The organism is Chitinophaga agri (assembly GCF_010093065.1).
Classification (GTDB): domain Bacteria; phylum Bacteroidota; class Bacteroidia; order Chitinophagales; family Chitinophagaceae; genus Chitinophaga; species Chitinophaga agri.
The window spans coordinates 4,727,913-4,742,042 of the sequence record NZ_CP048113.1 but is presented as its reverse complement, the minus strand read 5'-3'; the positions used below and the strand labels follow the sequence as shown (position 1 = coordinate 4,742,042).

16 protein-coding genes and 1 riboswitch are annotated in these 14,130 nt (G+C 47.0%); of the genes, 3 read left to right on the top strand and 13 right to left on the bottom strand.

Annotation, left to right across the window (positions count from 1 at the left end):
• Positions 1–58 precede the first annotated feature (58 nt).
• From GWR21_RS18800 to GWR21_RS18790, 3 genes are all read right to left on the bottom strand, one after another.
• Entirely contained in the window at positions 59–880 is an 822-nt protein-coding gene (locus GWR21_RS18800; RefSeq protein WP_162333235.1) for a ferritin-like domain-containing protein, read from the bottom strand.
• Between the two features lie 34 nt (positions 881–914).
• Positions 915–1,616, bottom strand: coding sequence for a ferritin-like domain-containing protein (locus GWR21_RS18795; protein ID WP_162333234.1), 702 nt, complete (start codon positions 1,614–1,616; stop codon positions 915–917).
• A gap of 331 nt (positions 1,617–1,947) precedes the next feature.
• Positions 1,948–2,100 (bottom strand): lmo0937 family membrane protein, encoded by a 153-nt coding sequence (locus GWR21_RS18790; protein ID WP_162333233.1) that lies wholly within the window; start codon positions 2,098–2,100, stop codon positions 1,948–1,950.
• Between the two features lie 312 nt (positions 2,101–2,412).
• On the opposite strand from GWR21_RS18790, the gene GWR21_RS18785 reads away from it, so the two are divergent.
• Complete coding sequence (locus GWR21_RS18785; RefSeq protein ID WP_162333232.1) at positions 2,413–2,874, top strand: ferritin-like domain-containing protein; 462 nt, start codon at positions 2,413–2,415, stop codon at positions 2,872–2,874.
• A gap of 225 nt (positions 2,875–3,099) precedes the next feature.
• On the opposite strand, the gene thiH is transcribed toward GWR21_RS18785, so the two are convergent.
• The 7 genes from thiH to thiS all read right to left on the bottom strand — a co-directional run bounded on the left by thiH (position 3,100) and on the right by thiS (position 9,219).
• Complete coding sequence (thiH, locus tag GWR21_RS18780; protein WP_162333231.1) at positions 3,100–4,209, bottom strand: 2-iminoacetate synthase ThiH; 1,110 nt, start codon at positions 4,207–4,209, stop codon at positions 3,100–3,102.
• Between the two features lie 11 nt (positions 4,210–4,220).
• Positions 4,221–4,994: a thiazole synthase gene (locus GWR21_RS18775; protein ID WP_162333230.1), complete on the bottom strand. Its 774-nt coding sequence runs from the start codon at positions 4,992–4,994 to the stop codon at positions 4,221–4,223.
• On the bottom strand, positions 4,991–5,605 hold the full coding sequence (locus tag GWR21_RS18770) for a thiamine phosphate synthase (protein WP_162333229.1): 615 nt from the start codon (positions 5,603–5,605) through the stop codon (positions 4,991–4,993). The genes GWR21_RS18775 and GWR21_RS18770 overlap by 4 nt, the downstream gene beginning before the upstream one ends.
• Positions 5,602–6,447, bottom strand: coding sequence for a hydroxymethylpyrimidine/phosphomethylpyrimidine kinase (locus GWR21_RS31585; protein WP_238429875.1), 846 nt, complete (start codon positions 6,445–6,447; stop codon positions 5,602–5,604). Before GWR21_RS31585 ends, GWR21_RS18770 begins: the two co-directional genes overlap by 4 nt.
• The gene (locus GWR21_RS18760) at positions 6,420–7,034 is read right to left on the bottom strand and encodes a thiamine phosphate synthase (protein WP_162333228.1); all 615 of its coding nucleotides are present in this window, start codon (positions 7,032–7,034) and stop codon (positions 6,420–6,422) included. The genes GWR21_RS31585 and GWR21_RS18760 overlap by 28 nt, the downstream gene beginning before the upstream one ends.
• Complete coding sequence (gene thiC, locus GWR21_RS18755; RefSeq protein ID WP_162333227.1) at positions 7,034–8,863, bottom strand: phosphomethylpyrimidine synthase ThiC; 1,830 nt, start codon at positions 8,861–8,863, stop codon at positions 7,034–7,036. Before thiC ends, GWR21_RS18760 begins: the two co-directional genes overlap by 1 nt.
• Before the next feature lie 152 nt (positions 8,864–9,015).
• Positions 9,016–9,219 carry a sulfur carrier protein ThiS gene (gene thiS, locus GWR21_RS18750; protein WP_162333226.1) on the bottom strand — a complete coding sequence of 68 codons (204 nt, stop codon included), beginning with the start codon at positions 9,217–9,219 and terminating at the stop codon, positions 9,016–9,018.
• Between the two features lie 84 nt (positions 9,220–9,303).
• A riboswitch (TPP riboswitch) is annotated at positions 9,304–9,413 on the bottom strand.
• A gap of 45 nt (positions 9,414–9,458) precedes the next feature.
• Here thiS and GWR21_RS18745 point away from each other — a divergent pair.
• The gene (locus GWR21_RS18745) at positions 9,459–9,956 is read left to right on the top strand and encodes a lipocalin-like domain-containing protein (protein ID WP_162333225.1); all 498 of its coding nucleotides are present in this window, start codon (positions 9,459–9,461) and stop codon (positions 9,954–9,956) included.
• Between the two features lie 86 nt (positions 9,957–10,042).
• On the opposite strand, the gene GWR21_RS18740 is transcribed toward GWR21_RS18745, so the two are convergent.
• The 3 genes from GWR21_RS18740 to dnaN form a co-directional block, all read right to left on the bottom strand.
• Complete coding sequence (locus GWR21_RS18740; protein WP_162333224.1) at positions 10,043–10,300, bottom strand: hypothetical protein; 258 nt, start codon at positions 10,298–10,300, stop codon at positions 10,043–10,045.
• 29 nt (positions 10,301–10,329) lie between these two features.
• Positions 10,330–11,148, bottom strand: coding sequence for a sterol desaturase family protein (locus GWR21_RS18735; protein WP_162333223.1), 819 nt, complete (start codon positions 11,146–11,148; stop codon positions 10,330–10,332).
• Between the two features lie 234 nt (positions 11,149–11,382).
• Positions 11,383–12,501: a DNA polymerase III subunit beta gene (gene dnaN / locus GWR21_RS18730; RefSeq protein WP_162333222.1), complete on the bottom strand. Its 1,119-nt coding sequence runs from the start codon at positions 12,499–12,501 to the stop codon at positions 11,383–11,385.
• A gap of 351 nt (positions 12,502–12,852) precedes the next feature.
• On the opposite strand from dnaN, the gene GWR21_RS18725 reads away from it, so the two are divergent.
• Positions 12,853–14,112: a pyridoxal phosphate-dependent aminotransferase gene (locus tag GWR21_RS18725; RefSeq protein WP_162333221.1), complete on the top strand. Its 1,260-nt coding sequence runs from the start codon at positions 12,853–12,855 to the stop codon at positions 14,110–14,112.
• The last annotated feature ends 18 nt before the right edge of the window (positions 14,113–14,130 follow it).

Genomic DNA, 14,130 nt, shown 5'->3' with positions numbered 1-14,130 from the left:
AAGGATCCCTCTTAGCTCCACCAGCATGATTAATACGCGTAGATATTTAACGATTTGATCACGAAGCAATAAACAGCTTGGCGATGTTGAGGACTTGTGTATCGGTCAGGAATTCATCAAATGCTTCTGTCGCATCTTCTTTCTTTACCTCCGTCGCAATATTCGTAATCGTTACACCCCCCTGTACCTCATTATCTTCCCCTGCATATACAGCCTGAATGGCCGCTACATCATTATCTGCATTGGTGATCCAGGGTTTCAGATTGGGTTGAGGTGCGCTGCTCAGGTTCCGGCGCATGTACCTTAAATGTGCGGCATGCCTTGCTTCAACAGAATGGATGCGAAGCGCTACCGTGAGTACATCCGGATTTTCCATCAGTACTGTGGCTTTACCTTTATAGGCCCTTACGCCAGTGTCTTCGAATGCCTGTGCCAGTATAAGCAGCGTAGGATAATCAGTGAAAGGAGCAAAATTGCCACCAGCAGTAAAATCGAATGTTGGTTTGTTCACTGGAGTTCCTCCTGCTGCGGTAATTGCCGATTTTAATAATGCTACATGTGCATTCTCATGATTCGCAATCGTTGTAAATGCTCCTTTTGAAGCAGGGGTAGGAAAGATATCTTTTGTGATAGCTGTGGAATAATATTCGGCCTCCAGATATTCCAGTGTGAGTGCATAATTTAAGACACCCAGCACATCCTGCGGTGTACGGCCATAGGCCTTCTTAAACATACTACCTAATGCGAGGGGAATGGCTGATAATGCTAATAGACGACCTATATTCCTGAATTGTTTCATCGCGTCTCTGCGGGTGTCAAGGCGTTGGTATATCTCAGGGTCTGTCTTTTCTATTTCGGAGAAAATATTTTGAAGATTCATAGTGATCAGTTTTTACAATGAGGAATGAGCCGTATTACTTTGGAAGTGTGTTGGCATTGATAACAGTCTTGATATAAGTACCTGCTATTGCAAAAACTTCCGCTGGCGTCCTTACATAGTCAAGCCCATTGGCGTCTGTGTCTGTTGCAAATGAGCCGTTGCTGATAAGGTCTCTGATCAGCGCGGCATGACGTGCCTCTACAGATACGATCTTGCCAGCGAGGACCAGGTAATCAGCCGTCTTAATATATCGGCCGGCACCATTATATGCTGATACACCCAGATCTTCAAAAGCTTTGGCTGTGGCCAGTACGGAATCCCTGCTTGTAAAATTGACCGTTGAAAAGTCTACTGCCAGGCTGGGTATGGCACTTCCTGCCAGCGCCTTTTTGAAAAATTCACGATGGGCTATTTCATGATTGCGAATGTCAGTTAGCAGGTCAAGTTCAACAGCCGATATACCTGAATATGGCGTAGCTACTACCTGTGTGTAAAAAGCAGCTTCCAGTTGTTCCAATGCAAAGGCGTAGTTCAGTACGGCTACATCTCCGTTACCAAGACTTACTCCTGTACCATCATCATCATCGTCGCTGCTGCAGCTACTGATAGAACCTGCAGTGAGTATAGCAGCGCCCATACCGGCGTATTTAAGGAAAGTACGGCGATGTACATTAGGCATGGCAATACCTTCTCCTTTGCCATCACTGGCCACGGAGTGGGTTTTCCGTATTAACATAAAGTGAGATTTAGAGTGAACGAAAAATTACACTTACAATGACAATCTGTTTACAATAACAATCTGTAGTTAACTGGGAAAAATAGAGATGGAGCTACGCGATAGCTGAAACACGGGCGCTTTTCCGGACAAGCTGCAGGTGCTTCTGATTGGATATACGGGGTATAATTATATTCGGTTTTATTATTTCAGGTAATATTTTTCTTCGGGGATGCCTATCCATAGAGGATTTAACTAAATTACATAAGGTAATCAATCGTGCTGTAAGAGTGTTTATCTCTCTTCAGTACGATTGATTACCTTTCACACAATGGAGCTTGGTTTGTCGTGCCTATACTGCGCGACCGCGTATGATATTTACAAGAATAGCGATAACTGCCAATACCAGTAGAATGTGTATAAGACCACCGGCGGAGTAAACAAACGCACCCAGAACCCATCCGATAATCAGAATAACTGCGATTAAATAAAGTAAGCCGTTCATATCAAAAAGATTTGGTTAAAATTGTAAGTAGAAAATTTATGCCAGATAGTGTTAACGACAGCGGGCGGAGCGTAATACCAGTATTTATAGGTGTTTTCACGGATCATACCCTCTTATAAGTAGGGAATATCAGGGATTTATAAGGGATTTTCCTTGTGGAACTCATTCCCCACCAAGGGCAAAAACTCCGTCAAACAAAACATCTTATCCGACTGCGACCCGCTACGGTGTTGCAACGACAGAACTGGTCATATTTTTGACCCCTTTATCCATATATACAATCACCATTGAATTAATCTTAAATCGACTATCATGCAACTGAATGAAAAATTGTTGGAAGCCCTGAATGACCTGGTTAGAATTAACCGCGACCGTGTAGAAGGATATAGCAAGGCAATTGATCAGACCGATGATGCAGACCTCAAAGCATTGTTTCAAAGAATGACAGAAGAAAGTAATACATATATAGAACAGTTGAACAAACTATTGACTGAACATGGTGAAACCGCGCCGGACGGTGCTACTATATACGGAAAGATCTACAGGACATGGATGGACGTGAAAGCGACTTTTTCCGGACACGACCGCCATTCCATCCTCTCCGCATGTGAATATGGAGAAGCTGCCGCTCAGCGGACCTACGAGGAAATACTTCGTTCCAGTATTCCGATGCCTTATAGTGTCAGAGAATTGATCGCTAACCAGAAAGGAGCGCTCAGAAGTTCGCATGATACCGTAAAGACATATAGAGACCTGGAAAAGATACCTCATTGATGGGCCTGCGTTCATTTTGATACCCGTTGTTCTTTTTGTTCAAAACAGCAGGCAATGTGGTTGTTCATTATGAGCGACTTACATTTGAAATGTAAGATTAAGCGGCTACTTATCTCCATAAGTAACAAATTTCAGTAATGGATTTAGGTAAAAAAACAGCCCCGCAGGAATGCGGGGCTTACCTTATTATCGCTTCAAATATGTATAGTGCACGAAAAGACCGTGCTAGTACCCCTCTTCCCAGTCTTTCCACACCGGTTCATAACCCTGGGTACGCAGCATATGGCTGATGCCTGCCGGGCTACGGTCATCAGATATCTCAAACTGTTCCAGTGAGGATAGGTCTGTAGCATACCCCCCGGGATTCGTTTTAGAGCCTGCGCTAAGCGCTGTAATGCCTAGTTTGATAACATTGTCCCGGAACTTAGGTGTTTCGCGCGTAGAAAGGCTTAATTCCACTTCCTGGTCAAGGAGTCTGTAGGCACAGATCAGTTGCACCAGCTCGCGGTCGCTCATGACCACTTTAGGGGCCAGGCCACCGGAGCATGGGCGTAACCTGGGGAATGAAATACTATATTTTGTTTGCCAGTAGGTCTTTTCCAGGTATTGCAGATGAAGGGCGGTAAAGAAACTGTCCGTCCGCCAGTCTTCCAGCCCGATCAGCACCCCCAGCCCTATTTTATGAATGCCTGCTTTTCCCAGTCTGTCCGGTGTATCCAGCCGGTAATAAAAGTTTGATTTCTTTCCTTTGGGATGATGCAGTTTATAATCTGCCTGATGGTAGGTCTCCTGGTATACCAGTACGCCGTGCAGTCCATGCGGGATCAATGCTGCATAATCTTCCTGATCCATCGGCTGTACTTCCATCGAGATGTTGGAGAAATGTGGGCGTATAAGCTGCATGGCTTCCCGGAAGTAGTCCACCCCTACTGTCTGATTGGCCTCCCCTGTTACCAGCAATACATGATCATACCCCATTGCCTTGATCACTTCCACTTCCCGCAGGATCTCCTCCTTATTCAGCGTCTTCCTGGCGATCTTGTTATCCAGGCTAAAGCCACAATAAGTACAGATGTTCTGGCATTCATTGCTTAGGTACAACGGTATGTACAATTGCATAGTATGCCCGAAACGCTGTTGCGTAAGCCTTCTGCTCTGTTGTGCCATCTGTTCGAGGTAAGGTGCTGCGGCCGGTGAGATCAGCGCTTTAAAGTCTTCTAAAGTGCGTTTACCGGCAGCGAGCGCTGCTTCTACATCCCTGGATGTCTTTGCATAGATAGACGCTTTCTCCTCTTCCCAGTTATGCTGGTCAAAAATGTTTCTGAAACCTGACATCATGTGTTTGTTTATACTTCATCAAGGAAACCGATCAGCGGACTGGATGCCACTGCCTGTCTATGTACCGGTGCCAGTCCTGCTTCATATGCCTGTCTGCCCGCTAACACTGCCTGCCTGAATGCCTGGGCCATCAGTACCGGGTTGGCTGCTACCGCAATAGCGGTATTCACCAGCACTGCATCAGCCCCTATTTCCATTGCCTTAGCCGCATCTGACGGACTGCCAATGCCGGCATCCACGACAACGGGCACATTGCTTTGTTCTACGATGATCTCAAGAAAGTCAATCGTTTTAAGTCCCTTATTACTGCCGATAGGCGCACCCAATGGCATCACTGCCGCTGTGCCCACTTCTTCCAGCCGCTTGCACAGTACAGGGTCTGCATGTACATAGGGTAACACAATGAAACCGAGTTTTACCAGTTCTTCTGCGGCTTTTAATGTCTCTATCGGGTCGGGTAATAAATACCGCGGGTCAGGATGGATCTCCAGTTTCAGCCAGTTCGTTTCCAGTGCCTCCCTGGCCAGCTGTGCGGCATACACTGCCTCTTTTGCTGTTCTTACACCAGAGGTGTTAGGCAATAATTTTAGCTGCGGATGATGAACATGCTGTAACATGTCGTCCGATTGATTATGCACATCTACCCTTTTCAACGCTACCGTCACCAGCTCTGAACCAGATGCCAGTAAGGCTTCTTCCATGAGCGGCAGAGAGGAGAACTTACCCGTACCAGTGAACAGCCGGGAAGAAAAGGTATGTCCTGCTATTACAAGAGGTGTCATATTGCAAGTGATGATACGGTGAGTAATTTATTGTCAGCATGTGTGATAAGACCGCTTACGGCAATACCATGTATCCCTGTTTGCATCAGGGCCGGTACATCTGCTGCCAGTATGCCCCCTATCGCAATTACCGGTATATGAATGCCCATGTTCCGCAGAGATGACATGATACCGGCGATGCCTTCCAGTCCCAGTACCGGGCTTAATTTCTCTTTCGTTGTGGTGAACCGGTAAGGTCCTACCCCAACATAATCAGCACCGTCTTTCACATGAGCGAGAATGTCTTCGAGTGTATTCGCGGTGCCGCCGATGATAAAGTTGTCACCCGTGAGTGCACGTGCTGCCGCTACGGTCATATCCTCTTTGCCTACATGTACGCCGTGTGCGCCTATGGTAGCCGCAACCTGCGGATGATCATTAATGATCAGCGTAGCATTGTATTTCGCACAGATAGCTTTTGCGGCCATTGCCTGTCGCCGTATACTTTCTTCCGGCTCATTTTTGATACGAAGCTGTATCCATTTGCAGCCTGCTTCACAAGCGGCCAGTATATTGTCAACATGCGAAGCATTGGCCGTTTGCTGTGATATGTAATGTAATGAGTTGATCATGAGTTGTGATAACCTAATAGTGATGAATGACTGGCCAGGAATTTCTCTGTATACAGCTTTGCTGAAATACATGCTTTGAACAATGATACGCCTGCTGCCAGTTGTGCGGTGACGGCAGCACTGAGTACACATCCGGACCCGTGTTTTGGATAGACGGTCTGCCTGCCTGCCGGAATGTCGAGGATACTGACCGAACTACCTTCCTGCATACCGGGTACGATATGCAGACGATCGTCCCGACCGGATTGAGGCCAATAGTCCTGCAGTCGTATCTTCTCTTCTTCCTGAACAAACAGACTGTCGGTTCCTGGCATGTCCGCCCGGTGACCGCCTTTCAATAGTACTGCACAATAAGTGGCCAGCACACGTGCGGCAGCAGCACCATCCGCTTCCCCGCTTAACAATAACGCTTCGTGGTAATTAGGCGTGAGCAGGTAAACCTGTTCCAGCACGGCCTTCCATACACCCAGCCGGGCATCTTGATGAAAGACATATCCTGCACTGGCTTTCAGTACCGGGTCAAGTATGATCTTTATATCTGGCTGTATATGCCGGATGGCACTGATCACGGCCAGCATGGTCGCCGCATCTTTTATGATCCCGATCTTACAGTATTGCACGGGAAACTTTTCCAATAGTGGTTGAGCCTGTGCAATGATCTGCGTAGCAGACTGCCATTCGGCTGAGATAAACTGCGTATCTGTTTGTACGGTCAATGCAGTACAGACACCAAGTCCGTAAGTGTTCAGCGCCTCAAATGTTTTGATGTCGGCCAGTAATCCCGCTCCTGCGGACGGGTCCAGGCCGGCAAGGCTCATAACGAATGGCCGGTTGTGTTCCATATATCCATGATGTGGCTGAACCGGCTGATAGCTGTGGCTGGTTCCTGCCAGATGGCGCCCAGAAGGGCAATCCCGTCAAACTGCATGTTGCGGGCTTTAACAGCTGTTGTACGATCGATCCCTCCTAACGCTAATACCCTACCCTGATAAGCGCCCCTGAACAGCCTGAAATCTTCACCGAAGGCACTGTTATGCCCCGGTTTAGAGATGCTGTCAAACACAGGCGCCAGTAATAGCTGGTCCCAGTGATTAGCGGCTGATTGCAATACGGGAATAGTATGTACACTGGTGCTGAGCCGCCAGCCCTGCTCCCGGAATAATGACAGTGTGGTGGCTGTCAGTTGGTTACCGGCGTTCTCGCTGAAGTGTATGCCCTGCAAACCATACTTTTCGCAAAGCAGTGGGTGACCGGCGATCATGATCTTACTATAGCAGGTGACATCTGCTTCCAGCAGCAATTGCTCATAATCACCGGCCGTCCATCCGGGCTTGCGCAGCAGGATACTGTCAGCACCAGCATCCAGTAGTTGCCGCCAGTAACGGGTCTCTTCCGGTAGGTGGGTACTATGTGTAAGGACCTGTATCATCAGAAGTAGATAGCGCCTCCCTGGGCTTTAAACGCGTCCGCCTGTTCCGCCATACCGGTTTCCAGTGCCAGTGTTTCATCTATCTGCTGATTAGCAGCGTAGTCGCGTACTTCCTGTGTGATCTTCATAGAGCAGAAATGTGGCCCGCACATAGAACAGAAATGTGCGATTTTGGCACCTTCGGCGGGCAGCGTTTCATCGTGATAGGAACGCGCTGTTTCAGGATCGAGGGACAGGTTGAACTGATCATCCCATCTGAACTCAAAGCGGGCTTTGCTCAATGCATTGTCACGGTGTTGCGCACCAGGATGACCTTTCGCCAGGTCAGCAGCATGTGCGGCGATCTTATAGGTGATCACCCCCTGTCTCACATCTTCCTTATTCGGAAGACCCAGGTGTTCTTTCGGCGTTACATAACAGAGCATGGCAGTCCCGAACCATCCTATCATGGCAGCGCCGATAGCCGATGTGATATGGTCATAACCAGGTGCGATATCAGTTGTCAATGGTCCGAGTGTGTAGAAAGGAGCCTCTTTACAATGTTCCAGCTGCTTGTCCATGTTGGCTTTGATGAGGTGCATCGGTACGTGACCAGGTCCTTCTATCATGGTCTGAATATCATGGTTCCACGCCTGATGGGTCAGTTCGCCAAGTGTTTCCAGTTCTGCGAATTGTGCGGCATCGTTAGCATCTGCGATACTGCCGGGACGTAATCCATCACCCAGGGAAAAGGCCACATCATACGCTTTCATGATCTCACAGATCTCTTCAAAATGTGTATAGAGGAAGTTTTCCTTGTGATGTGCGAGGCACCATTTTGCCATGATCGAACCTCCGCGGGACACGATGCCCGTGGTACGTTTTGCCGTCAATGGCACGTAGCGTAGCAGTACACCCGCGTGGATAGTGAAGTAATCAACGCCTTGTTCTGCCTGTTCGATGAGGGTATCGCGGAATATTTCCCAGTTGAGTTCTTCTGCTTTACCATTCACTTTTTCCAGTGCCTGGTAGATGGGCACTGTACCAATAGGTACAGGTGAGTTACGGATGATCCATTCCCTGGTTTCATGAATATGTTTACCGGTGCTCAGGTCCATGATCGTATCAGCACCCCATCGGCAGGCCCATACAGCCTTTTCTACTTCTTCTTCTATGCTGGAGGTCACGGCAGAGTTACCAATATTCGCATTGATCTTCACCAGGAAATTGCGGCCGATGATCATCGGTTCACTTTCCGGGTGGTTAATATTGTTGGGGATAATAGCGCGGCCAGCAGCTATTTCCTGTCTTACAAATTCAGGTGTGATGAATTTTACAGGGGTATTGGCACCAAAGGACTGGCCTTTGTGTTGCTGCCAGAGGGCATTATTTTCCTGGAACAGCTTTTCTACGCACTGGTTCTCACGGGTAGCGATATATTCCATTTCCCGGGTGATGATGCCTTTCTTCGCGTAGTGCATCTGCGATACGTTGTGTCCGGCTTTCGCTCTCAGCGGAGAATGCTGATAGGAGAAACGTAAGTGGTCCAGGCGGTTATCTTCGAGTCTTTGTTTACCATAGGAAGAAGTAATGCCAGGCAGTTTATCAACATCATTTCTGTCGAGGATCCAGCTTTCCCGCAGTCTTGGGAGGCCTTTACGTACGTCGATGTCAGCATTGGGATCGGTGTATGGTCCGCTGGTATCATATACTACAACCGGTGCGTTGGGAATGTCGGCTGCTTTGCTATTATGCGGACGTGTAGGTGTCAGTGTGATCTCTCGCATGGCTACGCCATCTACGTAGATTTTTCTGGATCCTGGGAATGGTGTGCGTGAAATAGAATGCATAATCAGTGAATGATTTACAGATAAGGAATCGGGTTTTAAAAAAGTCGAATGACGGGGCGGCTATGCGCAATGACGTTCACGTATGGGCATGACAGGGCTCTTATGGCGATGTATGTCCATTGTCGGTTCGTCGATGTGAATAGCGCAGGAGACTATCCCCCCTGTGTGGCGCGAATGATCGTGACCTTATCAGCGGTCTGTAAGATCTGATCGGGCCAGGAGGTCTTTGGTATGACCTGACTGTTGATGGCGATGGCTACGCCTTTTTCTGACGGTAGTTGAATAAACTGTAAGAGTGCAGCGATGGAGGTCCCCGGCTGCACCGCATAAAGTTTATTGTTTACAAGCACTTCCATGTTTGCAAGGAATTAAGTTGAACAATAAACTTTAAGGATGGAAATGATGGAGAGTTCAGTTATGTGTTCCTGAGACAATAAGTGTTGTGTCAGGCAACTTTTTCCTACGGCAGTATGAACTGCATCAGGTCTGAGGGTCTCATCTCAGCTTTCCGGTTACTGTAGGTATCCGGAAAACACCCCTAAAGTGCCTTAAAGGTAGTTAAATTTGTTAAACTACTATTGCTATCTTTGGATCTATGAAAAAAAGTCTGCTTTTGCCAGTAATCTGTACCGTTATTGCCGCAGCTTGTCAGCAGCCCGCTCCTTCTCCCAGTACTGTACAGGTAGAAGATAGCAGCCTGATAGATGTGCCGGATACAGTTATGCCGGAAACGATCATTGATTCCGTTACAACGGTCAAGGCAGATACGATTTCTTATAGTGAAGATCAGCTGTTTGGGAGATGGTTACAGCCGGTTGCTGGTGTGGATAAAGCAATGCAGGGTTTTCAGCTGAAGAAGAACGGGGCTATTACATCCATTAATACCTATTCGATGACATATGACAAGTGGAGTGTGTCGCACGATACGCTGCTTTTCTGGAGTCACATAGAGGGTACCCGGCAGAAAGATTCTGCTGTGGTCATAGATACTACGCTTATCAGGGCACTGACCGACACTTCGTTAGTGCTGTTTCCCATCAAAGCTGCAGAGGGATACCTCGAGGAATATAAAAAGGCAGGTAAAAAGAGATAGCCAATACTTCCATAGTCCGCAGGCAACAGGCAGTATGACGGATACTGCCCGTTACCTGCAAGCAGACTATAGTAGTCATGAACATACTAATTATACATTTGCCACAAAGCTACTGCGCAGGCAACGACTGCCATGAATATACCGGCAGTGGCAACCTGTGTATCGTCAATGTTTTTGTGTGCCTTTACAACGGAGAGTCCTCCGATTACGATTGCCGCAATCCCGAGTACAAGTGCTGTACTTGGATTCCTTGCAACGAAGGCATATACTGCAGCAAAGATGCCTGCAAACATAGAAACGAAGCAGGCTATTTTAGTGGGTGTGGACGTGGTGTGCTGTTGCATATGGAGTTGAATTAAGCGTGATTTGAATATTAGTTTATAACTTTTTCCTGCTTTGTATGTTCCCAGGGAACCTTTAGCAGGGTACCGATCTGCTGATAATGTTCTTCCCGATACTCATCCAGTCCGTAACGCAGGTGTGTTACGTCTTTCACTTTTACAAATGTGCCGAACAGGCGGTCCCAGAATGAAAAGATGTTGGCGTAGTTGGAATCAGTTTCGGGCTGATAATGACTATGGTGCACCTTATGCATGTCAGGCGATACTATGACAAGGCTAAGGGCATTATCTAGCCATTTGGGTAACCGGATATTGGCATGATTGAACTGGGACATAAATGCGGATACGCTCTGGTATAACATCACCATCCAGATGGGAACGCCCATCACTACGATAGCCAGTAACAGGGCGAATACCCGGAACAGACTTTCTACCGGATGGTGGCGTAAGGCCGTCGTAGTATCTACAGCGGTATCAATGTGATGGATCTTATGGAAATGCCACATCCAGGCTATTTTATGCTGGATGAGGTGTACCAGGTAAGCGCCGATGAGATCCATCATCATCATGGCTAACAGGCAATGCAGCCATACAGGCAGCTGAATGGTGTACAACAGACCAAATTGTGTCCGGGCAGTCCATTCTGATGCGGTAACGATCAGGAATGCGAAGCCCAGGTTAACAGCCGCAGTTGTCAACGTAAAGAACAGATTGGTACCCGCATGCCTGTAGCGGTCTCCTTTGAATGAGAGACGGGGTATTACGCCTTCTATCATCCAGAGAAGCACCAGTCCGCCGACAAGAAAGGCGGTACGATACCAGGGTGGAATATTATTAAAGAATTCTTCCATACGGGAATTCAGTTTTCTGCATGATCGTGGTTCATGCGGTGATCATTGAACGTGAAATAGCGGTCATCAAACAGGGGTAAATCAAATACTTACTATCCTTATTGGTACTATTAATTTACGACTTTTTTAAATAATAAATCTTTTGAAAGTGGCTATGGTAAAAGAAAAAAGCAATCTCCTTGTGAGAGATTGCTTTATAGATAAACATTAGTTATTAGTTGTTGGAAGGCCGGCTTAGTTATTCAGCATAAGCGGCATAACCAGCATCAGCAGATCTTCATTTTCTTCTATCTCAGAAGGTTTCAGGATACCTGCTTTGGTTGGTGTAGACAATTCGATAGAGATCTCATCCCCCTCTGCTGCGTTCAGCATTTCGATAAGGAATTTCGCGTTGAATGCGATCTGCATATCATCACCTGTGTACTGGCAACTCATACGCTCATTACCTTCGAAAGAGAAGTCAACGTCCTGGGCGGAAAGCTGCAGTTCGCTGCCTGTAATGCTCAGGGCTACCTGGTTGGTGCTCTTGTTAGCGAAAACGCTTACGCGTTTCAGGGCATTCTGGAAATCGCTTTTTGCAACGGTCAGGCGGTATGGGTTGTCTTTAGGAATAACAACCTTATAGTCAGGGAACCTTGCATCGATGAGGCGGCAGATCATCTGGGCGCCGTCATGTGTAACAAAGAAGTGGTTCTGGCTATAGGCAATCTTAATTTCGGTGCTATTGTCAGGTAATGCAGACTTCAGCAGGTTCAGCGGTTTTTTAGGCACGATGAAGGTTTCTGCTTTAGGGCACACTACATCTGTTCTTACATACTTAACAAGGCGGTGCGCATCTGTAGCTACGAAGGTCAGGCTACCCGGGGTCAGTTCGAAGAACACACCTGTCATGGCAGGACGGAGATCGTCATTGCTTACGGCGAAGAGGGTCTTGTTGATCGCAGTAACCAGGGCGGTGGCAGTTACGGTGAATGAAGTGGTATCATCAGCCGCAGGCTCTTTCGGGAAATTCTCCGGATTTTCACCCATCACCTTGTACTTACCATTGTCGGAAGTAATTTCAACCGCGTAGGAGTTAAGATCTATATGAAATGTAAGTGGCTGGTCAGGCAGGTTTTTGAGAGAGTCCATCAGGATCTTTGCCGGAATACAGATACGGCCACTTTCTTTGGCTTCCACCTCCAGCTTCACCTTCATCACAGTCTCAAGGTCTGTGGCTACTACAGTCAGTTCGTTCTTATCGATCAGGAACAGGAAATCTTCCAATATAGGCAACACCGTGTTCGAGTTGATCACCCCGCTGATCTGCTGCAATTGTTTTAACAAAGTAGAGGAAGAAACGATAAACTTCATGTGATTTATATTGTATTTACTTTTTGCTAAACTTGAAATAGCCGCTGTAATGGCCCGTGAGGTGAATTACCGAAATTCGGATTTTGTCTAACCACACTAAAATAAGGCTTTTTAAGAAACGCGGACAAAGATAGAAAGAAATGTCAAGTATCCCGCTAACTACAGATATTACCGGAAAATGCAATGTTAGATAAAGCGATGATTACAAGTTCTTTTATTGAATGTAATTTAATAAAGGGCCGATTTATTAATACGGCGTGAAAAAAATACCTATTTCTTTTAAATGATGTTCATATCCTTTAGCTTTGCGGTCGCAAAAAAATATTTTTAAAACTAAAATTCTTTTGGGTTATGAAACTGTCTCATTTAGCCGAAACGTTGATCGGGTCTGAAATTATTAAGCTGGCCGGTGAGATAAAGGAGAAGCAGGCCAAGGGCGAGAAGATCTACAATTTCACTATTGGGGACTTTGATCCCAAGGTATTCCCAATACCGGCTGAATTCGAGGAAGAGATCATAAAGGCTTACAAAGAAGGATTTACCAACTACCCTCCGGCTGATGGTATTCCTGAACTGAGAAAATCTGTTGGTGACTTTATCGCCGAACATGAAAACCTGAACTACGATCCTGCCAAGGAAATTGTCATCTCCTGCGGTGGTCGTCCCATCATCTATGCAACTTTCAGAACTATTGTAGACAGAGGTGAAAAGGTAGTTTACGCTACTCCATCCTGGAACAATAATCACTATACTCATTTCCTGGAGGCAGAACACGTTGTACTGGAAACTAAACCAGAAAACGACTTTATGCCAACTGCTGCTGAACTGAAGCCTCTCCTGAAGGGTGCTACCCTCCTGGCGCTTTGTTCTCCGCAGAACCCAACCGGTACTGCTTTTGGTAAACAACAGCTGGAAGAGATATGCGACCTGGTAATTGCTGAAAACAAAAGCCGTGGCGCCGATGAAAAACCACTGTACGTAATGTTCGACCAGATGTACTGGGTGCTGACCTTCGGTCAGACACAGCACTATACACCGGTATCCCTGCGTCCTGAACTGAGAGACTACACCATCTTCATCGATGGTATGAGTAAAGCCTTCGCGGCAACTGGTGTAAGAGTTGGTTGGGCTTTAGGTCCTGCTCATGTGATAGCAAAAATGAAATCTATCCTCTCTCACGTAGGTGCCTGGAGCCCAATGGCCGAGCAGCACGCTGCTGCCCGTTACCTCCGCCGTAAAGATGAGGTGAACAGCTACCTGAAGAAATTCAAAGGTGAAGTTGAAGAGCGTCTGCAAAAGATCTATGAGGGCTTTGATGGTCTGAAGAAAGCAGGTCACCCTGTTGAAGCGATCGCTCCACAGGCAGCTATCTACCTGACACTGAAAATAGACCTGGCAGGCAAAAAGACTGCTGATGGTACCGTACTGGCCGATCAGGCAGCAGTAACCTCCTACATCCTGAATGAAGCGAAACTGGGTCTGGTGCCATTTTATGCTTTCGGTGCCGCTAAAAACTCTCCATGGTATCGCCTGAGTGTTGGTACCTGTGTAAAAGAAGAGATCCCGGCAATGATCGCTCAGCTGAAAGCTGCACTGGAGAAGCTGCAATAGGATTTTAAATGGCAAGCT